The 23,309-nt window shown below is 59.5% G+C and carries 28 protein-coding genes; all 28 read right to left on the reverse strand.

Annotated elements, in window-relative coordinates; all coding sequences use genetic code 11:
- Positions 1-7 precede the first annotated feature (7 nt).
- The 28 genes from rpmD to rplL all read right to left on the reverse strand — a co-directional run bounded on the left by rpmD (position 8) and on the right by rplL (position 23,307).
- Complete coding sequence (rpmD, locus tag CLV41_RS11490) at positions 8-205, reverse strand: 50S ribosomal protein L30 (protein WP_103222480.1); 198 nt, start codon at positions 203-205, stop codon at positions 8-10.
- A gap of 41 nt (positions 206-246) precedes the next feature.
- Positions 247-813: a 30S ribosomal protein S5 gene (gene rpsE / locus CLV41_RS11495; protein WP_103222481.1), complete on the reverse strand. Its 567-nt coding sequence runs from the start codon at positions 811-813 to the stop codon at positions 247-249.
- 41 nt (positions 814-854) lie between these two features.
- The gene (rplR, locus tag CLV41_RS11500) at positions 855-1,217 is read right to left on the reverse strand and encodes a 50S ribosomal protein L18 (protein WP_103222482.1); all 363 of its coding nucleotides are present in this window, start codon (positions 1,215-1,217) and stop codon (positions 855-857) included.
- 12 nt (positions 1,218-1,229) lie between these two features.
- Positions 1,230-1,763: a 50S ribosomal protein L6 gene (gene rplF, locus CLV41_RS11505; protein WP_103222483.1), complete on the reverse strand. Its 534-nt coding sequence runs from the start codon at positions 1,761-1,763 to the stop codon at positions 1,230-1,232.
- 41 nt (positions 1,764-1,804) lie between these two features.
- Positions 1,805-2,203, reverse strand: coding sequence for a 30S ribosomal protein S8 (gene rpsH, locus CLV41_RS11510; protein WP_068416152.1), 399 nt, complete (start codon positions 2,201-2,203; stop codon positions 1,805-1,807).
- Positions 2,204-2,215: 12 nt separating this feature from the next.
- On the reverse strand, positions 2,216-2,521 hold the full coding sequence (gene rpsN / locus CLV41_RS11515) for a 30S ribosomal protein S14 (protein WP_103222484.1): 306 nt from the start codon (positions 2,519-2,521) through the stop codon (positions 2,216-2,218).
- A 21-nt stretch (positions 2,522-2,542) separates the two neighbouring features.
- A complete protein-coding gene (gene rplE, locus CLV41_RS11520; protein WP_068416154.1) occupies positions 2,543-3,100 on the reverse strand; it encodes a 50S ribosomal protein L5 in 558 nt (185 codons plus the stop codon).
- Positions 3,093-3,410: a 50S ribosomal protein L24 gene (rplX, locus tag CLV41_RS11525; protein ID WP_103222485.1), complete on the reverse strand. Its 318-nt coding sequence runs from the start codon at positions 3,408-3,410 to the stop codon at positions 3,093-3,095. Before rplX ends, rplE begins: the two co-directional genes overlap by 8 nt.
- A complete protein-coding gene (gene rplN / locus CLV41_RS11530) occupies positions 3,410-3,778 on the reverse strand; it encodes a 50S ribosomal protein L14 (protein ID WP_068416160.1) in 369 nt (122 codons plus the stop codon). Before rplN ends, rplX begins: the two co-directional genes overlap by 1 nt.
- A gap of 72 nt (positions 3,779-3,850) precedes the next feature.
- Positions 3,851-4,081, reverse strand: coding sequence for a 30S ribosomal protein S17 (rpsQ, locus tag CLV41_RS11535; RefSeq protein ID WP_103222486.1), 231 nt, complete (start codon positions 4,079-4,081; stop codon positions 3,851-3,853).
- Positions 4,082-4,091: 10 nt separating this feature from the next.
- Positions 4,092-4,292, reverse strand: a complete 201-nt coding sequence (rpmC, locus tag CLV41_RS11540) for a 50S ribosomal protein L29 (RefSeq protein ID WP_103222487.1) — start codon at positions 4,290-4,292, stop codon at positions 4,092-4,094.
- 21 nt (positions 4,293-4,313) lie between these two features.
- On the reverse strand, positions 4,314-4,727 hold the full coding sequence (gene rplP, locus CLV41_RS11545; RefSeq protein WP_103222488.1) for a 50S ribosomal protein L16: 414 nt from the start codon (positions 4,725-4,727) through the stop codon (positions 4,314-4,316).
- Positions 4,728-4,774: 47 nt separating this feature from the next.
- Positions 4,775-5,503 carry a 30S ribosomal protein S3 gene (gene rpsC, locus CLV41_RS11550; RefSeq protein ID WP_103222489.1) on the reverse strand — a complete coding sequence of 243 codons (729 nt, stop codon included), beginning with the start codon at positions 5,501-5,503 and terminating at the stop codon, positions 4,775-4,777.
- Positions 5,503-5,883 (reverse strand): 50S ribosomal protein L22, encoded by a 381-nt coding sequence (gene rplV / locus CLV41_RS11555; protein ID WP_103222490.1) that lies wholly within the window; start codon positions 5,881-5,883, stop codon positions 5,503-5,505. Before rplV ends, rpsC begins: the two co-directional genes overlap by 1 nt.
- A 2-nt stretch (positions 5,884-5,885) precedes the next feature.
- Positions 5,886-6,164 (reverse strand): 30S ribosomal protein S19, encoded by a 279-nt coding sequence (gene rpsS / locus CLV41_RS11560; RefSeq protein WP_103222491.1) that lies wholly within the window; start codon positions 6,162-6,164, stop codon positions 5,886-5,888.
- A gap of 12 nt (positions 6,165-6,176) precedes the next feature.
- Positions 6,177-7,010, reverse strand: coding sequence for a 50S ribosomal protein L2 (gene rplB / locus CLV41_RS11565; RefSeq protein ID WP_103222492.1), 834 nt, complete (start codon positions 7,008-7,010; stop codon positions 6,177-6,179).
- 18 nt (positions 7,011-7,028) lie between these two features.
- On the reverse strand, positions 7,029-7,322 hold the full coding sequence (locus tag CLV41_RS11570) for a 50S ribosomal protein L23 (RefSeq protein ID WP_068416180.1): 294 nt from the start codon (positions 7,320-7,322) through the stop codon (positions 7,029-7,031).
- Positions 7,319-7,939 (reverse strand): 50S ribosomal protein L4, encoded by a 621-nt coding sequence (gene rplD / locus CLV41_RS11575; protein ID WP_103222493.1) that lies wholly within the window; start codon positions 7,937-7,939, stop codon positions 7,319-7,321. Before rplD ends, CLV41_RS11570 begins: the two co-directional genes overlap by 4 nt.
- Positions 7,939-8,649: a 50S ribosomal protein L3 gene (rplC, locus tag CLV41_RS11580; protein WP_068416186.1), complete on the reverse strand. Its 711-nt coding sequence runs from the start codon at positions 8,647-8,649 to the stop codon at positions 7,939-7,941. The genes rplD and rplC overlap by 1 nt, the downstream gene beginning before the upstream one ends.
- Positions 8,650-8,672: 23 nt before the next feature.
- A complete protein-coding gene (rpsJ, locus tag CLV41_RS11585) occupies positions 8,673-8,981 on the reverse strand; it encodes a 30S ribosomal protein S10 (protein ID WP_006936455.1) in 309 nt (102 codons plus the stop codon).
- 72 nt (positions 8,982-9,053) lie between these two features.
- Positions 9,054-10,244 (reverse strand): elongation factor Tu, encoded by a 1,191-nt coding sequence (gene tuf, locus CLV41_RS11590; RefSeq protein ID WP_103222494.1) that lies wholly within the window; start codon positions 10,242-10,244, stop codon positions 9,054-9,056.
- Positions 10,245-10,291: 47 nt separating this feature from the next.
- Positions 10,292-12,367 (reverse strand): elongation factor G, encoded by a 2,076-nt coding sequence (gene fusA / locus CLV41_RS11595; RefSeq protein ID WP_103222495.1) that lies wholly within the window; start codon positions 12,365-12,367, stop codon positions 10,292-10,294.
- A gap of 25 nt (positions 12,368-12,392) precedes the next feature.
- Positions 12,393-12,863, reverse strand: a complete 471-nt coding sequence (rpsG, locus tag CLV41_RS11600) for a 30S ribosomal protein S7 (RefSeq protein WP_103222496.1) — start codon at positions 12,861-12,863, stop codon at positions 12,393-12,395.
- A 12-nt stretch (positions 12,864-12,875) separates the two neighbouring features.
- A complete protein-coding gene (gene rpsL / locus CLV41_RS11605) occupies positions 12,876-13,247 on the reverse strand; it encodes a 30S ribosomal protein S12 (protein ID WP_006936459.1) in 372 nt (123 codons plus the stop codon).
- A 580-nt stretch (positions 13,248-13,827) separates the two neighbouring features.
- Positions 13,828-14,121, reverse strand: coding sequence for a regulator (locus CLV41_RS11610; RefSeq protein WP_103222497.1), 294 nt, complete (start codon positions 14,119-14,121; stop codon positions 13,828-13,830).
- Between the two features lie 84 nt (positions 14,122-14,205).
- The gene (gene rpoC / locus CLV41_RS11615; protein ID WP_103222498.1) at positions 14,206-18,405 is read right to left on the reverse strand and encodes a DNA-directed RNA polymerase subunit beta'; all 4,200 of its coding nucleotides are present in this window, start codon (positions 18,403-18,405) and stop codon (positions 14,206-14,208) included.
- Positions 18,406-18,497: 92 nt separating this feature from the next.
- Positions 18,498-22,637: a DNA-directed RNA polymerase subunit beta gene (gene rpoB / locus CLV41_RS11620; protein WP_103222499.1), complete on the reverse strand. Its 4,140-nt coding sequence runs from the start codon at positions 22,635-22,637 to the stop codon at positions 18,498-18,500.
- A gap of 289 nt (positions 22,638-22,926) precedes the next feature.
- Positions 22,927-23,307, reverse strand: coding sequence for a 50S ribosomal protein L7/L12 (gene rplL / locus CLV41_RS11625; protein ID WP_103222500.1), 381 nt, complete (start codon positions 23,305-23,307; stop codon positions 22,927-22,929).
- Between the last annotated feature and the right edge of the window lie 2 nt (positions 23,308-23,309).

Consider the following 23,309-nt stretch of genomic DNA (forward strand, 5'->3'; position numbering starts at 1 on the left):
CCCGTTGTTACGCGTTGTCTTCGACAACACGCACGAGATGCTGGACCTTATTGATCATGCCGCGCACTTCCGGAGTGTCCTTCAGTGTTTTACGGCGGTGCATCTTGTTCAGGCCGAGACCGACAAGCGTCGCGCGCTGATCCTTCGGACGGCGCAGCGGGCTGCCGATCTGTTCGACCGTGACAGTCTTTTCGGTGTTCGCCATGGAACCTACCCTCTTTCAGCTGGGAACCGGTACCGCTAAGGTCAAGCCTCAGCGGCAGCCGGAGCCGCCTCTTCGTTGTTGTCACGGCGCCGGGACTGCAACACAGAGACCTTGAGGCCACGGCGGGCAGCGACGGAGCGCGGGCTGTCTTCCTTGGTCAGCGCGGCGAAAGTCGCGCGAACCATGTTGTAGGGGTTGGAGGTCCCCAGCGACTTGGCCACAACGTCCTGAACGCCGAGCGTTTCGAAGACGGCACGCATCGGGCCACCCGCGATGATGCCAGTACCGGCCGGAGCGGCCCGCAGCAGCACCTTGCCGGCGCCATGACGGCCTTCCACATCGTGGTGCAGCGTCCTGCCTTCGCGCAGCGGCACACGGATCATCGTGCGCTTTGCGGCTTCTGTTGCCTTCCGGATGGCTTCCGGCACTTCACGCGCCTTGCCATGACCGAAGCCGACACGGCCCTTCTGATCACCAACCACAACCAGAGCTGCGAAGCCGAAGCGACGGCCACCCTTGACCACTTTGGCTACGCGGTTGATGTGAACGAGCTTGTCGACGAATTCGCTGTCTCGCTCGTCGCGATCGCGATGTTCCTGTCTCGCCATATTATACGTCTTCCGTTCTTAAAAGCGCCAGCGGGCGCTGGTCAGAATTCAAGTCCACCCTCACGAGCTGCATCAGCAAGCGCTTTCACACGCCCATGATACTGGTACCCGCCTCGGTCGAACACGACCTGCTTGACGCCGGCCGCGACTGCGCGCTCGGCGACAAGTTTGCCAACGGCTGCGGCTGCAGCAACGTCGGCGCCCGTTTTCAGGTTGCCCTTGACATCTTTTTCGATCGTTGAAGCAGAGGCAATCGTATGCCCCTTCGCATCGTCAATGATCTGGGCGTAGATCTGCTTCGACGAGCGGAAGATAGAAAGACGCGGACGCTCTCCTGCGGCTTTCCTGATCGAACGACGCACGCGATCGCGACGGCGCTCGAAAGCTTGTTTGCTATTCGCCATGATCCTGGTCCGTTACTTCTTCTTGCCTTCTTTGCGGACGATGAACTCGCCTGCATATCGAACGCCTTTGCCCTTGTAGGGCTCAGGCGGGCGGAAATCACGAATTTCAGCAGCAACCTGACCGACACGTTGTTTGTCGGTTCCGGAGATGCTGATTTCCGTCGGTTTCGGGCACGCGATATCGATCCCTTCCGGAATCTGATAAATGACGTCGTGCGAGAAACCCAGCGCCAGCTGAAGGTTCTTGCCCTGGATCTGGGCGCGGTAACCGACACCGGTCATGGCGAGGTCTTTCTTGAAGCCCTCGGTCACGCCGGTGATCAGGTTCGCCACCATGGTCCGGCTCATGCCCCACATGGAGCGAGCCGGTTTGGTGTCGTTGCGCGGATCAATCCTGATACCGTCATCCGTCATTTCGGCCAGAACGAGATCATTGAGCATGAAAGACTTTTCGCCTTTCGGACCCTTGATCGTAACAGTCTGACCGTCGATCGATGCCGTTACCCCGCTTGGCACGGGGACTGGCTTTTTGCCAATACGAGACATTTGACCAACCTTGTCGTTGTTTCAAAAGCGAGACTGACGCATCAGAAGACGCGGCAGAGTACCTCACCACCTACATTTTCATCCCGCGCCTGATGGTCGCTCATGACGCCGCGCGGAGTCGATATGATCGACACGCCCAGGCCATTGGAGACATGCGGGATATTTCTCACCGATGAGTAAACGCGGCGACCCGGCTTGGAAACCCGCTCAATCGTGCGGATAACCGGCTCGCCATCGAAATACTTCAGTTCGATTTCCAACTCGGACTTACCGCCCTCGTATTCAACCGTGGTGTAGCCACGGATGTAACCCTCTTTTGCGAGCACATCAAGTACGTGCGCGCGCAATTTGGAATTTGGTGAACTGACCTTGTTTTTGCGACGCATTTGAGCGTTGCGAATTCGGGTCAGCATATCCCCCAACGGATCAGAAATTGCCATCGGAGTTTCTCCTTACCAGCTCGACTTGACCAGGCCCGGGATCTTGCCCAGGGAACCCAGTTCACGAAGCGCAATACGCGACATCTTCAGCTTGCGATAATAACCGCGCGGACGGCCGGACACTTCGCAACGATTGCGAACGCGGTTCGGCGCGGAATTCCGCGGCAATTCAGCCAGCTTGAGACGGGCGTTGTAGCGCTCTTCCAGGGACAGGCTTTCATCTTTCGCCAGTGCCTTCAGAGCAGCGCGCTTCTCTGCGTATTTCTTTACAAGCTTCTCGCGGCGCTTGTTTTTCTCGATTGCGCTTTTCTTCGCCATCGTCGATCCCTTCCTTGCCCGTTACTTCGTGAACGGGAAGTTGAACGCGCGCAGAAGCTCGCGTGCTTCGTCATCCGTCGGCGCCGTGGTGCAAACGATCACGTCCATGCCCCAGATCTGGTCGACCTTGTCGTACTCGACTTCCGGAAACACGATGTGTTCCTTGATACCCATGGCATAGTTGCCGCGGCCATCGAAGCTCTTCGGGTTCAGACCCCGAAAGTCACGCACGCGCGGTAGCGCGATGGTGATGAGACGATCAAGAAATTCGAACATCTGCTGGCTGCGCAAGGTGACCTTGACGCCGAGCGGCATGCCTTCGCGGACCTTGAAGGTCGCGATGGATTTCTTCGCCATGGTGATGACCGGCTTCTGACCGGCAATCGCCGCCAGGTCGTCCGCTGCGATGCGGGCCTTCTTGGAATCGCCGACGGCTTCACCGACACCGATATTCAAGACGACCTTTTCCAGCTGCGGAACCTGCATGACGTTCTTGTATTCGAACTTTTCAAGAAGCTGCTTGCGCACGACTTCATTGTAATGCGTCTTGAGACGCGGCACGTAAGTAGTCTCAGCCATCGATCAGGTCTCCCGAACGCCTGGCCACACGAACCTTGGTGCCATCGTCCTGAACTTTGAAGCCGACGCGGGTCGCCTTGCCGTCCTTCGGATCGGCCAATGCGAGGTTCGACATGTGGATCGGAGCTTCCTTCGCCACGATGCCGGCTTCCTGCGCCTGGGTCTGCTTCTGGTGACGGCGGACCATATTGATGCCGCGGACCAGAGCCTTGTTGTCGGACGTCAGAATCTGAATGACCTCACCCGACTTGCCCTTGTCACGACCGGTCAACACGACCACCGTATCGCCTTTTTTAATTTTCGCAGCCATCAGAGCACCTCCGGCGCGAGCGAAATAATCTTCATGTGGTTCTTTGCGCGGAGTTCACGCGGCACCGGTCCGAAGATACGGGTGCCGACGGGCTCCTTGTTGTTGTTGACCAGCACGGCCGCATTGCGGTCGAACCGGATCACGCTGCCATCGGGACGGCGGATATCCTTAGCCGTGCGCACGACGACAGCCTTCATCACGTCGCCCTTCTTGACGCGCCCCCGCGGAATAGCCTCTTTCACGGAAACGACGATAATGTCTCCGACCTTGGCGTATTTGCGCTTGGAGCCGCCGAGCACTTTGATGCACATGACACGACGGGCACCGGAATTATCGGCGACGTCGAGGTTTGTTTGCATCTGAATCATGACTGGCTGCCTTGTTCTTCTAGTGGCGCACGGGTCGCGTGCGCTTGATGCTCACTGAATGGAGCGCGATCACTACTGGGTGACCACGGTCCAACGTTTGTTTTTCGAGATCGGCGCGCACTCTTCGATCTGAACAGAATCGCCGACCTTGTAATTGTTGGTTTCGTCGTGCGCCCGGTACTTCTTCGTCCGGCGCACAGTCTTCTTCAAAAGCGGGTGTGTGAAGCGGCGCTCCACGTTCACCGTGACCGTCTTGTCATTGGCGTCGCTGACAACGGTGCCCTGCAGGATACGCTTCGGCATGGCCGTCTCCTTACGCGTTCGCCGTCACACGCTTATCGCGCATGATCGTCTGGATGCGCGCGACATCGCGGCGGATTTGCCGGACACGCGCAGTATTTTCAAGCTGACCCGTTGCCTTCTGGAAGCGCAGGTTGAACTGCTCTTTCTTCAGGCCCTCAAGCTCACTGCGGAGCTCATCGAGGGTCTTTGCCCTTACATCGGAAGCCTTCATGGCTGTAACTCCTCGCCTGCCCTACTCGCCGATACGCTGAACGAAACGGCACTTGATCGGCAGTTTGGCGGCGGCAAGACGCATGGCTTCACGCGCAATGTCTTCCGGCACACCGTCGATTTCAAACATGATCCGGCCAGGCTTGACACGACAAGCCCAGAAATCCGGCGAACCCTTACCTTTACCCATGCGGACTTCGGCAGGTTTCGAAGAAACCGGGACGTCCGGGAAGATACGGATCCAAACACGACCCGCACGTTTCATGTGACGGGTCATAGCACGACGGGCCGCTTCGATCTGACGTGCTGTCACACGTTCCGGCTCCAAAGCCTTCAGACCGAATGCGCCGAAGTTGAGGTCGGTGCCTCCCTTCGACAAGCCGTGAATGCGGCCTTTGTGCTGCTTGCGGAACTTTGTGCGCTTCGGTTGCAGCATCGTTCTTCTCTCGTCTTTCTTTTCTTACGAGCGGCGGGCAGCTTGACTTAAGCTGCGCGCTCGCGGCCCCGATCCCGGCGTCCGCCGCGATCACCCTGATGTCCTTCGGAAGCAGCGGTCGCGCGGCGTTCGGACGCCATCGGATCGTGCTCCATAATTTCACCTTTGAAGATCCAGACCTTCACACCGCACACGCCATAAGCCGTGTGAGCGCTTGCGACACCGTAGTCGATGTCGGCACGCAAGGTGTGAAGCGGCACGCGGCCTTCACGGTACCATTCGATACGCGCGATTTCCGCGCCACCGAGACGGCCGCCGCAGTTGATCCGGATGCCCTGGGCGCCGAGACGCATGGCGGACTGAACGGCCCGCTTCATGGCGCGGCGGAAGGCAACACGGCGTTCCAGCTGCTGAGCGATCGAAGCGGCAACCAGGGTCGCGTCGATTTCCGGCTTGCGCACTTCAACAATGTTGAGATGCACTTCCGAATTCGTGATTTCAGCGATCTTCTTGCGAAGACGCTCGATATCGGCGCCCTTCTTGCCGATGACCACACCCGGACGACCGGAATGAATGGCAACACGGCACTTCTTGTGCGGGCGCTCGATAACCACCTTGGAGACCGCTGCCTGCTTCAGTTCCTTCAGCAGGAACTCACGGATGCGGAAGTCTTCATGAAGAAGATCGCCGTATTCGTTCTTGTTCGCATACCAGCGGGAATCCCAGGTGCGGTTGATCCCGAGGCGCATGCCGATCGGGTTTGTCTTGTGTCCCATCAGGCAATCTCCTCAGTTTCACGAACGACGATGGTCAGGTTCGAGAAAGGCTTCTCGATCCGGCCGACGCGTCCGCGTGCACGGGCCTGGAACCGCTTGATGACAAAGGCCTTGCCAACATGAGCTTCGGCAACCACCAGGTTGTCGATGTCCAGGTCATGGTTGTTTTCCGCGTTGGCGACGGCGGACATCAGGGTCTTCTTGACGTCCTGCGCGATGCGCTTACGGGAGAATGTCAGGTCCGCGATGGCGGAGCCGACTTTTTTACCACGGATCGAAGCCGCAACGAGGTTCAGCTTGCGCGGCGAAACGCGCAGCATGCGGGTCATCGCCCGGGCCTCATTGTCAGCGAGCGTCCGCTCACGCTTCGGCTTGCCCATCGTTACTTCCTCTTCGCCTTCTTGTCGGCGCCGTGTCCATAATAGGTCCGGGACGGTGAAAACTCACCGAGCTTGTGACCAATCATCTCTTCAGACACCTGCACCGGGACGTGCTTTTGACCGTTATAGACGCCGAAGGTCAAACCTACGAACTGCGGCAAAACCGTTGAGCGGCGGCTCCAGGTCTTGATGACCTCGTTCCGGCCGGATTCACGAACCTTGTCCGCTTTTTTCAGCAGATACCCGTCGACAAACGGACCTTTCCAGATCGAACGTGCCACGATCCTTGTCCTTTACTTCTTACGCGCGTGGCGGCTGCGGACGATAAACTTATCGGTCTGCTTGTTGCGCCGTGTGCGTTTGCCTTTGGTCGGTTTACCCCAAGGGGTAACCGGATGACGTCCACCGGAAGTCCGGCCTTCACCACCGCCGTGCGGGTGGTCGACCGGGTTCATGGCAACACCGCGAGTGTGCGGACGAATGCCGAGCCAACGGGATCGGCCTGCTTTACCCAGGTTCACGTTGGAGTGGTCCGGATTGGACACGGCGCCAACGGTTGCCATACAGGTTCCCAGAACACGGCGCTGCTCACCCGACATCAGGCGCAGCGTGGTGTAACCCTGGTCACGGCCCACGATCTGAACGAAAGCGCCCGCGGAGCGGGCGATCTGGGCGCCCTTGCCCGGCTTCAGTTCGATATTGTGTACGATCGTGCCGACCGGAATACGCGACAGCGGCGCGGCGTTGCCCGGCTTCACGTCGACGCTTTCGCCGGCCACCACGGTATCGCCCGCAGCCAGGCGCTGCGGCGCCAGGATGTAGCTAAGCTCACCGTCTTCGTAACGGATCAGAGCGATGAATGCGGTCCGGTTCGGATCGTATTCCAGGCGCTCGACCGTTGCCGGCACGTCCCATTTGCGCCGCTTGAAGTCGACAAGACGGTAGGACCGCTTGTGACCGCCACCGCGGTTCGGAGACGTCAGGCGACCGGTATTGTTGCGTCCGCCGGACTTGGACAGGCCTTCGGTCAAAGTCTTGACCGGCTTGCCCTTCCAGAGACCGGCGCGGTCAACCTGAACCAGCTGACGGCGGCCTGGGGACGTTGGGTTGAATGTCTTAAGTGCCATTTTTCTTAAGTCCCCGCCTTAGAGCCCGGTGGTCACGTCGATTGCGTGACCTTCCTGCAGCGTTACGACGGCCTTCTTGAAGTCAGACTGACGGCCCAGACGTCCGCGGAAGCGCTTGACCTTGCCCTTGCGGACGAGGGTGTTCACCGCCGTGACCTTGACACCGAACAGCGCTTCGACTGCGGCCTTGATTTCCGGCTTCGTTGCATCGTTCGCAACTTTGAAGACAACCTTGTTCTCTTCGGAAGCCATTGTCGCCTTCTCGGTGATTACCGGGCCGACGATTTTGTCATAGTGAGGAAGTTTGCTCATTTGAAACGCTCCTCAAGTGCGGACACCGCGGCCTTCGTCAACACCAGGGTGTGAGCCCGCAGAATGTCGTAGACGTTGATGCCCTGTACCGGCAACACATCCAGATGCGGAATGTTGCGCGATGCCAGTACGAAATTGTTATCGACTTCGGCGCCGTCGATCACCAGGGCACTGGTCAGGCCAAGCTTTTCAAGCTGTGCCTTCAGGGCCTTGGTCTTCGCTTCGGCCGCCTTGGCGTCTTCCACGATAACGATACCGTCCGCCTTGGCTTTCGCCGACAGCGCATGTCTCAGGCCGAGGGCGCGAACCTTCTTGGGCAGATCGTGGCCATGGTCGCGAACGACCGGGCCGAATGCTCTGCCGCCACCGCGGAACTGCGGGGCCTTCTTGTTGCCGTGACGCGCGCCGCCCGAACCCTTCTGGCGGACGAATTTCTTCGTCGTGCCGGAAACTTCGGAACGGCCCAGCGTCTTGTGGGTGCCGGCCTGGCGTTTCGCCAGCTGCCAGCGCACCACACGGTGGATCAAATCGGTGCGCGGCTCGAGACCGAAGATCTCGTCAGACACCGTGATCGAACCGGCCGCCCCACCTGCGAGGGTCTTGACCTGGAGTTCCATCACTCACTCTCCTTCCCGGCGGCTTCAGTCGCTTCGGATGCCTTGAATGCACCCGGAACCGGAACATTTTCCGGCAGCGCCTTCTTGATCGCGTCGCGGACCAGGATCCAGCCGCCCTTGGCGCCCGGAACAGAACCCTCGACCATGATCAGGCCACGCTCAACATCGGTGCGCACAACCTTCAGGTTCTGCGTGGTCACGCGGGCATCGCCCATGTGACCGGCCATTTTCTTGCCCTTGAACACGCGGCCCGGGTCCTGACACTGACCGGTGGAACCGTGTGCGCGGTGCGAGACCGAGTTACCGTGCGATGCACGGCCGCCGCCGAAGTTATGACGCTTCATCGCACCGGCAAAACCCTTACCGATGGATGTACCCGTCACGTCGACGAACTGGCCTTCGACGTAATGGTCCGCAGTCAATTCGGCACCGACGTCGATGAGGTTATCCGCGGTAACGCGGAACTCGGCGACGGTTCGCTTCGGTTCGACCTTTGCAATGGCAAAATGGCCGCGCAACGCCTTGGGCGTATTCTTTACTTTACGGATACCGGCGCCGAGCTGCAGCGCGGTGTATCCATTTTTTTCGTCAGTCCGGTGGGCAACCACCTGGCAATTTTCCAGCCGCAGAACAGTGACCGGAACATGCTCGCCCGCATCATTGTAAATGCGGGTCATGCCCACTTTCTGAGCGATCACTCCAGAACGCATGGATGTGTCCCCTTTGACCCGCTTTAGAGCTTGATCTCGACGTCAACACCAGCGGCAAGGTCGAGCTTCATCAGCGCGTCCACCGTCTGGGGCGTCGGATCAACGATATCGAGAAGACGCTTATGCGTGCGCATCTCGAACTGATCCCGGCTTTTCTTATCGATGTGCGGACCGCGAAGCACCGTGTACTTCTCAATCCGCGTCGGCAGCGGTACGGGACCCCGCACCTGAGCACCGGTCCGCTTTGCCGTATTGACGATCTCCTTGGTGGAGGCGTCCAGAATACGGTGGTCAAACGCTTTCAGGCGGATCCGGATATTCTGACCGTTCATTGTTATTGTTCCCAATAAGACTGCGGGCCTGCCCGCGCTTCATTCAAAATCACCGGCAGGCCCGGCTGTCGATTATTCGACGATGGATGCGACGACGCCAGCGCCGACGGTACGGCCGCCTTCGCGGATAGCGAAACGCAGGCCTTCTTCCATGGCGATCGGCACGATCAGTTCGACGTCAACGGACACGTTGTCGCCCGGCATGACCATTTCCGTGCCTTCCGGCAGGGACACGACACCGGTAACGTCCGTCGTACGGAAGTAGAACTGCGGACGGTAGTTGGTGAAGAACGGCGTATGACGCCCCCCTTCTTCCTTCGTCAGGATGTAGGCCTCGGCCTTGAACTTCGTGTGCGGGGTCACCGAACCCGGCTTGCAAAGTACCTGGCCGCGCTCGACGTCCTCACGGGCAACACCGCGGATCAGGGCACCGATGTTGTCGCCTGCTTCGCCGCTGTCCAGCAGCTTGCGGAACATTTCAACGCCGGTAACCGTCGTCTTGGTGGTGTCCTTGATGCCGACAATCTCGACTTCCTCGCCAACCTTGACGATGCCGCGTTCCACACGGCCGGTGACAACCGTGCCACGGCCGGAGATCGAGAACACGTCTTCGATCGGCATCAGGAACGGCATGTCCTTCGGACGCTCGGGCGTCGGGATATACGCATCGACCTGAGCCATCAGCTCGCGGATCGCGTCACGGCCGATGGCCGGGTCGCGGTTTTCCACAGCCGCCAGAGCCGAACCCTTGACGATCGGAATGTCGTCGCCCGGGTACTCGTAGGAGGACAGAAGCTCGCGGATTTCCATTTCGACAAGCTCGATAAGCTCTTCGTCGTCGACCTGGTCAACCTTGTTCATGAACACGACAAGCGCCGGAACGCCGACCTGACGGGCAAGCAGGATGTGCTCGCGGGTCTGCGGCATCGGGCCGTCCGCGGCCGAAACCACGAGAATGCCGCCATCCATCTGCGCCGCGCCGGTGATCATGTTCTTCACATAATCGGCGTGGCCCGGGCAGTCGACGTGAGCATAGTGACGGTTTTCCGTCTCATACTCGACATGCGCCGTGGAGATGGTGATGCCGCGGGCCTTTTCTTCAGGCGCGCCGTCAATCTCGTCATAAGCTTTTGCTGTCGCACCGCCGGTTTCAGCCAGCGTCATCGTGATTGCAGCTGTCAGCGTCGTCTTGCCATGGTCAACGTGGCCAATCGTGCCAATGTTAACGTGCGGCTTCGTACGCTCAAATTTTTCTTTCGCCATCGGATTACTCCGTTTCTCTATTTCTTAATGACTGCAAGAGGTTGGGGTCAGGCGTATTTCGCCTGGACCTCCTCGGCGACTGCCTGCGGCACCTGTTCGTAGTGATCGAACACCATCGAATATTGCGCGCGGCCCTGAGACATGGAACGCAGGTTGTTCACGTAACCAAACATGTTGGCCAGCGGGACCATGGCGGTGATAACCGTGACAACACCGCGGTTTTCGGTACCAGCAATCTGGCCGCGGCGGGAGTTCAGGTCACCGATCACATCACCCATGTAGTCTTCAGGGGTGACAACCTCGACCTTCATGATCGGCTCGAGAAGTTTCGGGCCGGCTTTTTGAATGCCTTCGCGGAAACCGGCACGGCCGGCGATTTCAAAGGCCAGAACGGACGAGTCAACGTCGTGATATGCGCCGTCGGTCAGGGTCGCCTTGATATCGAGCATCGGGAACCCGGCAATCGGACCGGAGGACATGACGCTTTCGATACCTTTGGCAACGCCCGGAATGTATTCCTTGGGAACGTTACCGCCGACGACCTTGCTTTCGAAGACAAAGCCTGCGTTCGATTCACCCGGCTCGATGGTGAGCTTGATGCGGGCGAACTGGCCGGAACCACCAGACTGTTTCTTGTGGGTGTAATCCACTTCAGCCACTTTGGTGATGGTCTCGCGGTACGCCACCTGGGGCGCACCGATATTCGCTTCGACCTTGAACTCGCGCTTCATGCGATCGACGATGATGTCCAGGTGCAGCTCGCCCATGCCGGCGATGATGGTCTGACCGGACTCTTCATCAGTTTTCACGCGGAAGGACGGATCCTCGGCAGCCAGACGGTTCAGGGCAAGGCCCATCTTTTCCTGGTCGCTCTTGGTCTTCGGCTCGACGGCGATCTCGATGACCGGCGCAGGGAATTCCATGCGTTCAAGGATCACCGGCTTCAGCGGATCACACAGGGTGTCGCCGGTCGTGGTGTCCTTCAGGCCCGCGATCGCAACAATGTCGCCTGCATAGGCAACATCGATGTCTTCCCGGGAGTTCGAGTGCATCTGCATCATCCGGCCGACACGCTCGCGCTTGTCCTTGACGGTATTGAGCAGGGAAACACCCTTGTTCAGAACACCGGAGTAGATGCGGCAGAATGTCAGGGAGCCGACGAACGGGTCGTTGGCGATCTTGAAGGCCAACAGGCTAAGAGGTTCTTCGTCGGAAGGCCGGCGATCGACTTCAGCTTCGGTCTTAGGATCGATACCCTTGATCGCCGGAACTTCGATCGGGCTCGGCAGATAATCGACAACCGCATCGAGAAGCGGCTGAACGCCCTTGTTCTTGAACGCGGAACCGCAGAAGACCGGAACGAATTCGTTGTTGATGGTGCCCTTGCGGATCATGGCCTGAAGCCTCTCGTAGGTCGGCTCCTCGCCTTCCAGATAGGCTTCCATCGCTTCTTCGTCAGCTTCGACGGCGGTCTCGATCAGGAGATCGCGCATTTCCTGCGCGCGGTCCGCAAGTTCAGCCGGGATATCGACTTCATCCCAGGCGGCGCCGAGATTTTCGGCCTGCCAGATGAGCGCCTTCATTTTCAGAAGGTCGATGCACCCCAGGAAATCGTTTTCCGCACCCACCGGGATCTGCATCACAAGCGGGATCGCGCCGAGGCGGTCCTTGATCATCTTGACGCAGCGGTCGAAATCCGCGCCGAGCTTGTCCATCTTGTTGACGAAAATCATCCGCGGGACGTGATACTTGTCAGCCTGGCGCCAGACAGTCTCGGTCTGCGGTTCGACACCGGCGTTCGCATCCAGAAGAGCGACCGCACCGTCGAGCACGCGCAGGGACCGTTCAACTTCAATAGTGAAGTCGACGTGACCCGGGGTGTCGATGATGTTCAGACGCTTTTCTTTCCAGAAAGCGGTGGTCGCAGCAGAGGTGATCGTGATGCCACGCTCCTGCTCCTGTTCCATCCAGTCCATGGTGGCCGCGCCGTCATGGACTTCACCGATCTTGTGGCTCTTGCCAGTGTAGTAGAGGATCCGCTCCGTCGTGGTGGTCTTGCCCGCATCAATGTGAGCCATGATGCCGAAGTTGCGGTAGTCCTCGATTTTATGCGTGCGCGACATAGCGTCAGCCCTTCGAAGTCACAAATTACCAGCGATAGTGCGAGAACGCGCGGTTGGCGTCGGCCATCCGGTGCGTGTCTTCGCGCTTCTTGACTGCGGTACCACGGTTGTTTGCCGCATCGAGCAGTTCGCCGGACAGGCGATCAACCATCGTGGTTTCGTTACGGTTGCGCGCGGCTGTGATCAACCAGCGGATTGCCAATGCCTGACGGCGCTCGGTACGAACTTCAACCGGCACCTGGTAGGTCGCACCACCGACACGGCGGGAGCGCACTTCCACTTGCGGCATGACGTTCTCAATAGCCGCGTGGAACACTTCAATCGGGTTCTCGCGGGTCTTGTTTTCAACGACGTCGAAGGCACCGTAAACAATGCTCTCGGCGACAGATTTCTTGCCGTCATACATGATCGAGTTCATGAACTTGGTGACGGTGGTATCCCCGAATTTCGGATCCGGGTTGATTTCGCGTTTTTCAGCGCGGTGACGACGGGACATCTGGTGTGCTCCTTACTTCGGCCGCTTCGCGCCGTATTTCGAACGGCGCTGCTTACGATCCTTGACGCCCTGGGTATCGAGCACACCACGGATGATGTGGTAGCGCACACCCGGCAAATCCTTCACGCGGCCGCCACGGATCATCACCACCGAGTGTTCCTGAAGGTTGTGGCCTTCACCCGGGATGTAACCGATGACCTCGAACCCGTTGGTCAGGCGGATCTTGGCCACCTTACGCAGAGCCGAGTTCGGCTTCTTCGGAGTCGTCGTGTAGACGCGGGTGCAAACACCACGCTTCTGGGGGCAGGCCTCCATGGCCGGCACCTTGTTCCGCTTAGGCGGATCTTTCCGCGGCTTGCGGATCAGCTGGTTGATGGTCGGCATTCTTTGCCCTTTACCTTGTCCATCCAAAAATTCGTATGCAACTGCAGTCAATCGCTGACCCGGCGCCCTGAAAGGAGAACCCTTCAAGACATGCAGAATCGCGCCCGCACGCTCCTGAGAGCGGCCGGCGCTGCGAAAAACCAGAGGACCACGAGTTACCTCGCGGTCATGCAATCGACGCGTATTCGCCTATGTAACCCGGCAGCGTTTAAAAGGATTGGGTCCTGCGCTTAAGATCGCGCTGGACGGTTCACTCTTACCGCCTGCCCTTGGGATGCGCGGAAACTACTCATATGCACCCATTGCGTCAAGTGATTTATCGAAAAAACCGCATTTCCCGCGAAGGCAACCCGGTCGCCCTGTTTTCGACATGATTTCCGCCCCTTAGCTCGCATTATTGCAACATTGTGACGGATCTTTTGAAATATTCTTTCGTGGCCGGATTCGCCGGGGCGCGGGAGATGCCTCCGGGACCGGAATCGCCTGCCCGTTCCGGGCGCATGCAACGGCAGGACAGCCATGCGGATTACGCGCGGCACTTCGACTCGCCCTCCCCGGCAGGACCGCCGCCACGAAGCGGTCAGGCCGAGAAGGTCACGATCGCGACATTGCCGGCGAGCGCGTCCTGATAGGCTCCTTCATAGACGGCATCGTCCGGTTCGCCGTCCATGACACCGATCTGATCGAGATCGGCTTCGGCGAAGCCCTGGGTGGACAGAGATTCCAGTGTCTTGCGCACGGCATCGTCTTCATCCGCCGCGGTCAGCAGCGCATGGATCGTGACGGCGTCGTCCGGAGAAGCGTTCTCCTTCTCCCAGACCCTGCCGATCACGATGTAGACCACCGGCTCCATTTCCACGTCATTGTCGTTCATGTGTCAGATCTCTTTTTCACGCTTTATACAAGAAAGGCCGCCCGGAGGCGGCCTTTTTTATCAGGTCGGTCGTCTCGGTGCCCGCTATTCGGCGGCGCCGGACATGTCTTCCAGAAGACCTTCCGCCGCGCTTTCCGAAGACTGCTGACGCTGCGCTTCCTGGATCAGGTCGTCGCGATGCGCCGCAATCTTGCGGATCCGCTTCATCACCCCACCGGTACCGGCCGGGATCAGACGGCCCACGATGACGTTCTCCTTCAGACCGACGAGCGGGTCGGTCTTGCCGTTGACAGCCGCGTCGGTAAGAACGCGGGTCGTCTCCTGGAAGGAGGCGGCGGAGAAGAAGGACCGGGTCTGCAGAGACGCCTTGGTGATCCCCAGAAGAACCGGAGATCCTTTTGCCGGATCGCGGGCCTTGTCGACCGCGCGGCGGTTGGCGTCCTCGAAATCGAGCTTGTCGACCTGCTCGCCGGAGAAGAACTCCGTATCGCCCGGATCGGTGATCTCGACCTTCTGCAGCATCTGACGGACAATCACCTCGATGTGCTTGTCGTTGATCGTCACACCCTGCAACCGGTAGACTTCCTGGATCTCGTTGACGAGATAGGCGGCCAGCGCCTCCACGCCTTTCACGGCCAGAATGTCGTGCGGAGCCGGGTTACCGTCGAGAATATACTCACCCTTTTCAATGGCATCGCCTTCCTGCAGATGGAAGTGCTTGCCTTTCGGGATGAGGTATTCGACGGGCTCGGCGCCTTCCTCGGAAGGATCGATGATGACGCGGCGCTTGTTCTTGTAGTCGCGGCCGAAGCGGATCGTGCCGTCGATTTCGGCAATGATCGCGTGATCCTTCGGACGACGGGCCTCGAACAACTCCGCAACACGCGGCAGACCACCGGTGATGTCCTTGGTCTTGGCGCTTTCCAGCGGGATACGGGCCAGAACGTCACCAGCCTTGACGGTAGCGCCGGGCTGGACGGACAGGATCGCGTCCACGGAAAGCATCAGGCGGGCATCGGAACCGCGCTGGTTTTTCGAGATCGTCCCTTTTTCGTCCTTGATGACGATGGCCGGCTTCAGGTCCGCGCCGCGCGGCGAAGACCGCCAGTCGATGACGACACGCTTGGTGATGCCTGTCGCCTCGTCGGCGGTTTCCTGAATGGATGAACCGTCAACCAGGTCCTCGAGGTCCACGATACCGTCAACTTCCGCAAGCATCGGCCGTGTATACGGATCCCATTCCGCGATTCGCTGGCCGCGCTTGACCGCATCGCCCTCGTCCACATGCAGCCTGGAACCGTAGGCAACACGGTGCACGGCGCGTTCATTGCCGTCGCTGTCGATGACAACGATGGACATGTTGCGGACCATGGCGATCAGGTTGCCGTCGGAATCGCGCTGAACCGAACGGTTGCGGATCTTGATGGTGCCATCGACATTAGACTCGATGAACGAGCTGTCGACGACCTGCGCCGTGCCGCCGATGTGGAACGTCCGCATCGTCAGCTGGGTGCCGGGCTCGCCGATGGACTGCGCGGCGATAACGCCGACAGCCTCACCGAGGTTGACCGGGGTACCGCGGGCAAGGTCACGGCCGTAGCAGGTCCCGCACACGCCTGTTTCGGTTTCACAGGTCAGAACCGAACGGATCTTGATCTGCTGAACCTTGGCGGCCTCGACGGCGTCAACATCCTTCTCGTCGATCAGCTTGCCCTTTGGAACAAGCAGTTCGCCGGTCAGGTTGTTGAAGACGTCTTCGGCGGTCGTGCGGCCGAGAACGCGCATGCCGAGAGTGGCAATGACGTTACCGGCATCGACGATCGGCGCAACGGTGATGCCGCGCTGGGAACCGCAATCCGGTTCCAGGATGATCGAATCCTGCGCGACATCCACCAGACGGCGGGTCAGGTAACCGGAGTTCGCGGTCTTCAGCGCGGTGTCGGCCAGACCCTTACGGGCACCGTGGGTGGAGTTGAAGTACTCCAGAACCGACAGGCCTTCCTTGAAGTTCGAGATGATCGGGTTCTCGATGATGGAACCGTCCGGCTTGGCCATCAGGCCGCGCATTCCGGCCAGCTGTTTCATCTGCTGGGGCGAACCACGGGCACCGGAGTGAGACATCATGTAGACCGAGTTCATCGGCTTCTGGCGTCCGGTCTCCTCATCGATCTGGACCGCCTTGATGCGGGCCATCATCTCGTCGGCGATCTTGTCTGTGCATTTCGCCCAGGCGTCGACAACCTTGTTGTACTTCTCACCCTGGGTGATCAGACCGTCGTTGTACTGCTGCTCGTATTCGGTGGCGAGCGCGGTCGTTTCGGCAACCAGCTGCGTCTTGGTGTCCGGGATGACCATGTCGTCCATGCCGAAGGAGATGCCGGCTTTACAGGCATTCCTGAAGCCAAGCTGCATGATCCGGTCACAGAAGATGACCGTCTCTTTCTGACCGCAGGCACGGTAAACCGTGTCGATCATCTTGGAGATGTCCTTCTTCGTCATCAGCTTGTTGCAGACGTCGAAAGGCACTTCGTGATGCTTGGGCAGAAGTTCCGCGATCAGCATGCGGCCCGGTGTGGTCTCGATGATCTCGGAGGTCGGATTGCCTTCGGCATCGATGTTCTTGTACCGGCCCCTGATCTTGGTGTGCAGCGTGATGACCTTGTTGGCCAGCGCATGGTGGATCTCGCCGATGTCGCCGAAGGCCATGCCTTCACCCGGCTCGCCCTCTGCCATGATGGAGAGGTAGTAGAGACCGAGAACGATATCCTGCGACGGCACGATAATCGGACCACCGTTCGCCGGGTGCAGAATGTTGTTGGTGGACATCATCAGCGTCCGCGCTTCCAGCTGGGCTTCCAGCGAAAGCGGCACGTGAACGGCCATCTGGTCACCGTCGAAGTCGGCGTTGAACGCCGAACAGACGAGCGGGTGCAGCTGGATCGCCTTGCCTTCGATCAGCGTCGGTTCGAACGCCTGAATGCCGAGACGGTGCAGCGTCGGAGCGCGGTTCAGCAGAACCGGGTGTTCGCGGATCACCTCGTCCAGGATATCCCAGACTTCAGGGCGTTCCTTTTCCACCAGCTTCTTGGCCTGCTTGACCGTCGAGGAGAAGCCTTTGGCGTCGAGACGCGAATAGATGAACGGCTTGAACAGCTCAAGCGCCATCTTCTTCGGCAATCCGCACTGATGCAGCTTCAGTTCCGGACCCACGGTGATCACCGAACGGCCGGAATAATCGACGCGCTTGCCGAGCAGGTTCTGACGGAAGCGGCCCTGCTTGCCTTTCAGCATGTCGGACAGCGACTTCAGCGGACGCTTGTTGGCACCCGTGATGACACGGCCGCGGCGGCCGTTGTCGAACAGGGCGTCAACGGATTCCTGCAGCATGCGCTTTTCGTTCCGGATGATGATGTCCGGAGCACGCAGTTCCATCAGCCGGCGCAGACGGTTGTTGCGGTTGATCACGCGGCGGTACAGATCGTTCAGATCCGAGGTCGCGAACCGGCCGCCGTCGAGCGGTACCAGCGGACGAAGATCCGGCGGAATGACCGGAACGACGGTCATGATCATCCATTCCGGACGGTTGCCCGATTCCATGAAGGCTTCGATGACCTTCAGGCGCTTGGCCAGTTTCTTCGGCTTCAGCTCGGTGGTCGCCTCGATGATTTCCTGGCGCAGCTTCTCGCTTTCGCGCTCCAGATCCATGCTCATCAGGATCTCGCGGATCGCCTCGGCGCCGATCATTGCCGTGAAGGCATCCTCGCCATACTCTTCCTGAGCGGTGGCGAAGTCCTCTTCCGACAGAAGCTGGTGCTGCTTGAGCGGCGTCAGGCCCGGCTCGAGAACCACATAGTTCTCGAAGTAGAGAACCCGCTCCAGATCCTTCAGCGTCATGTCGAGCAGAAGGCCGATGCGGCTCGGCAACGACTTCAGGAACCAGATGTGAGCGACAGGAGCGGCCAGTTCGATATGGCCCATGCGCTCGCGGCGAACCCGCGACAGGGTGACTTCGACGCCACACTTCTCGCAGATGACGCCCTTGTATTTCATGCGCTTGTATTTGCCGCACAGGCATTCATAGTCCTTGATCGGACCGAAGATGCGGGCGCAGAACAGGCCGTCGCGCTCGGGCTTGAACGTACGGTAGTTGATGGTCTCCGGCTTTTTGATTTCGCCGAAAGACCATGACAAAATCTTCTCCGGGCTCGCGAGCGAAATCCGGATATTGTCGAAGGTCTGTGCGGGAGCCTGTTGATTGAACAGGTTCATGACCTCATGATTCATGGTCCATCTCCTTCGATGCACGGCCGGGAAGCGGGCGTTGTTGCCCCTCCCCGTCACCGGCATACCAAGTCATTCGGGGTCCGTTGCCGGGGTTATTCCGCAGCGTCCGCGGTTTCTTCCCCGGCAATCATGGGCTTGTCATTACGTTGCAGTTCAACGTTGAGACCCAGCGACCGCATTTCCTTCACGAGCACGTTGAAGCTTTCCGGAATGCCCGCCTCGAATGTGTCGTCGCCGCGAACGATGGCCTCATAGACCTTCGTACGGCCGGCAACGTCATCCGACTTGACCGTGAGCATTTCCTGCAGCGTGTAGGCCGCACCGTAAGCTTCAAGAGCCCAGACTTCCATTTCCCCGAAGCGCTGTCCGCCGAACTGCGCCTTGCCACCCAGCGGCTGCTGGGTAACGAGCGAGTACGGACCGATCGAACGGGCATGGATCTTGTCATCGACCAGGTGGTGGAGCTTCAGCATGTAGATGTAGCCCACGGTCACCTTGCGGTCGAATTCCTCGCCGGTCCGGCCGTCATAGAGGACGGACTGACCGCTCGGATCGTAGCCGGCGGTGTTGAGCGCGTCGACAACGTCCGGTTCGCGGGCTCCGTCGAAGACCGGCGTTGCGATTGAAACGCCTTTCTTCAGCTGGTCCGCCAGACGCACGATGCTCTCGTCATCATATTCCTGAACGGGATCGCCCTTGAGGTTGTCGCCGTAGATCTCGACGATCTTGCCGCGCAGCTCGTTGATTTCGCCGGACTTCCTGTACTCTTCGTAGAGTTCGCCGATCCGGTTGCCCATGCCGCGGCAGGCCCAGCCCAGATGGGTCTCCAGGATCTGACCGACATTCATGCGCGACGGCACACCGAGCGGGTTAAGCACGATATCGACATGGGTTCCGTCCGCAAGGAACGGCATGTCTTCACACGGGTTGATCTTGGAGACCACACCCTTGTTGCCGTGACGGCCGGCCATCTTGTCGCCCGGCTGAAGCTTGCGCTTCACCGCAACGAAGACCTTGACCATCTTCATGACGCCCGGCGGCAGTTCGTCTCCGCGCTGCAGCTTCTCGACCTTGTCGATGAAGCGCTGCTCGAGGCGCTTGCGGCTGTCGTCATACTGACCGCGCAGGGCTTCGATCTCGGACATGAACTTCTCGTCGTCGCTGGCAAACTGCCACCACTGCGAGCGCGGGAAGTCGTTGAGAACGTCCCCGGTCAGTTCCGTGTCCTTCTTGAAGCCCTTGGGACCGGCAATGGCGGACTTGCCCAACAGCATCTCGGCCAGGCGGCCATAGACGTTGCGGTCAAGGATCGCCTGTTCATCGTCGCGGTCCTTCGCCAGGCGCTCGATTTCCTCGCGCTCGATGGCCATCGCGCGCTCGTCCTTTTCAACGCCGTGGCGGTTGAAGACGCGCACTTCGACGACCGTCCCGGAGACCCCCGGCGGCAGGCGCAGGGAGGTGTCGCGGACATCGGAGGCCTTTTCACCGAAGATGGCGCGCAGAAGCTTTTCTTCCGGCGTCATCGGGCTTTCGCCCTTCGGCGTGATCTTGCCGACGAGGATATCGCCCGGATGGAGCTCGGCGCCGATATAGACGATACCGGCTTCGTCGAGGTTCTTCAGCGCTTCTTCCGAAACGTTCGGAATGTCGCGGGTGATTTCCTCAGGTCCAAGCTTGGTGTCGCGCGCCATCACCTCGAATTCTTCCAGATGGATGGACGTGAACACGTCGTCGGAGACGATCCGTTCGGACAGGAGGATGGAATCCTCGAAGTTGTAGCCGTTCCACGGCATGAACGCGACGAGCACGTTCTTGCCGAGCGCCAGATCGCCGAGATCGGTCGACGGACCGTCCGCGATGATATCGCTCTTGTTGATCTTGTCGCCCACACGCACCAGCGGACGCTGGTTGATGCAGGTGTTCTGGTTGGAGCGCTGGAACTTCTGCAGACGGTAGATGTCGACGCCGGACTTGCCCGGGTCGAGGTCTTCCGTCGCGCGGATAACGATACGGGTGGCATCCACCTGGTCGACCACGCCGGCACGGCGGGCACCGATGGCGGCACCGGAATCGCGCGCCACGATCGGTTCCATGCCGGTTCCCACGAACGGCGCTTCGGCGCGCACCAGAGGCACGGCCTGACGCTGCATGTTCGAGCCCATCAGCGCGCGGTTCGCGTCATCGTTCTCCAGGAACGGAATGAGCGCGGCGGCGACGGAGACAAGCTGTTTCGGCGACACGTCCATCAAGTCGACCTTGTCGGACGGAACCATCATGTTTTCACCCGCGTGACGGCAGGTGATCAGCTCTTCGGTGAACTTGCCGTCGTCGTCATAGACCGCGTTGGACTGAGCCACATAGTGCTTGGCTTCCTCCATGGCGGACAGATAGACGACTTCGCTGGTCACGGCGGCGTCCTTGACCTTGCGGTACGGGCTTTCGATAAAGCCGTACTTGTTGACGCGGGCAAAGGTCGCAAGCGAGTTGATCAGACCGATGTTCGGACCTTCCGGGGTCTCGATCGGACAGATACGGCCGTAATGCGTCGGGTGAACGTCGCGGACTTCGAAGCCCGCGCGTTCACGGGTCAAGCCGCCCGGCCCGAGCGCCGACAGGCGGCGCTTGTGGGTAACTTCCGACAGCGGGTTGGTCTGATCCATGAACTGCGACAGCTGCGAGGAGCCGAAGAATTCACGCACGGCGGCAGCCGCCGGCTTGGCGTTGATCAGGTCCTGCGGCATGACGGTGTCGATTTCGACAGAGCTCATCCGCTCCTTGATCGCACGCTCCATACGCAGAAGGCCGACGCGGTACTGATTTTCCATCAGTTCGCCGACGGACCGCACACGACGGTTGCCGAGATTGTCGATGTCGTCGATCTCGCCCTTGCCGTCGCGCAATTGCAGAAGCACCCGGATGACTTCCAGGATGTCTTCCTTGCGCAGGGTCCGGACGGTGTCCTCGCACTCCACGTCGAGACGCATGTTCATCTTCACACGGCCGACGGCGGACAGGTCATAGCGTTCTCCATCGAAGAACAGCGACTGGAACATCGCTTCGGCGGTGTCGATGGTGGGCGGCTCGCCCGGACGCATCACGCGGTAGATGTCGAACAGCGCGTCTTCGCGGGATTCGTTCTTGTCGACCGCAAGCGTGTTGCGGATATAGGCACCGGTATTGACATGGTCGATGTCGAGCATCGACAGTTCGTGATACCCGCGCTCGACCAGTTCTTCCAGCAGCTTGCCGGTGATTTCCGCGCCGGCTTCGGCGAAGATCTCGCCGCTCGTCGCATCGACGATGTCCTCGGCGAGATACTGCGCGTGCAGATCCTCATCGGTGACCTTCAGGGCGGTGACACCCTTTTCGTCCAGCTGCTTGATGGTCCGCGCGGTGATCTTGCGGCCGCCTTCGATGACGACTTCGCCGCTGTCCGCGTCGATCAGGTCATAGGAGGCCTTGGTGCCTTTCAGCCGGTTGCCGTCGAACGGCATGCGCCAGGACCCGTCTTTCTGACGGGTATAGTCGACGCGTTCGTAGAAGGTGTTGAGGATCTCTTCGCCGTCAAGGCCAAGAGCCATCAGCAGGGACGTGACCGGGATCTTGCGGCGGCGGTCGATGCGCGCATGCACGATATCCTTGGCGTCGAACTCGATGTCGAGCCAGGAACCGCGATAGGGGATCACACGGGCGGCAAACAGCAGCTTGCCGGACGAATGTGTCTTGCCCTTGTCATGATCGAAGAATACGCCGGGAGAACGGTGCATCTGGGAGACGATCACACGCTCGGTACCATTGACGATGAAAGTGCCGTTGTCGGTCATGAACGGCATGTCGCCCATGTAGACATCCTGTTCCTTGATGTCTTTCACGGACTTGGCGCCGGTATCCTCGTCGACGTCGAACACGATGAGGCGCAGGGTGACCTTCAGCGGCGCGGCGAAAGTCATGTCGCGCTGACGGCACTCGTCGACATCGTATTTTGGAGCTTCAAATTCGAAGGAAACAAATTCCAGAAGGGAAGTGCCCGCGAAATCGGAAATCGGAAATACAGACTGGAAGACCGCTTCAAGGCCTTCTACTTTGCGGCCGCCACCCGGCATCTCATCGACCTGCAGGAACTGGTCGTAGGATGCTTTTTGAACCTCGATGAGATTGGGCATAGCCGCGACATCGCGGATCGATCCGTAATATTTACGGACCTTTTTGCGACCGTTGAACGTTTGGGTCATTGTCGCTCCTCGTATCGGCCGGGTAACGGCTTCCCGAAACGCCCCTTATCCAATCGGGCCACCGCCCGGGCGCTTCGGAAAACCGTCCCCCTGGATCAACCTGCCTTGAAGTGCCATCACCTCAAGTCGGACCGGTTGATCGGTCTAAGGGGTCCAGGACATCTTGATCCGCGTCCTCTCGAACGCAGGATGCCCTAGTGGTACTTTTGCCCCGGAAACGGGAAGGACCCGCCGGGGCAATAAACGGTCCCGGGAACCCCGGGACCGCCTGAAAGGCAAAAAGCCTTTATTACTTCAGCTCGACAGAAGCGCCTGCTTCTTCCAGCTTCTTCTTCAGCGTTTCTGCTTCGTCCTTGCTCACAGCTTCCTTGACCGGCTTCGGAGCGGATTCAACGAGCTCCTTGGCTTCTTTCAGGCCAAGACCGGTGATTGCACGGACTTCCTTGATGACGTTGATTTTCTTGTCGCCGGCGGCGGTCAGAACAACGTCAAATTCGGTTTTCTCTTCAGCGGCGGCAGCTCCGTCGCCGGCACCGCCGGCAGCAGCGGCAACTGCGACCGGAGCAGAGGCGGAAACGCCCCACTTCTCTTCCAGAAGCTTGGAAAGTTCAGCAGCTTCCATGACGGTCAGTGCGGACAGTTCTTCTACGAGCTTATCAAGATCAGCCATTT

Origin of the sequence: Roseibium marinum (assembly GCF_002906165.1) — a bacterium.
Classification (GTDB): domain Bacteria; phylum Pseudomonadota; class Alphaproteobacteria; order Rhizobiales; family Stappiaceae; genus Roseibium; species Roseibium marinum.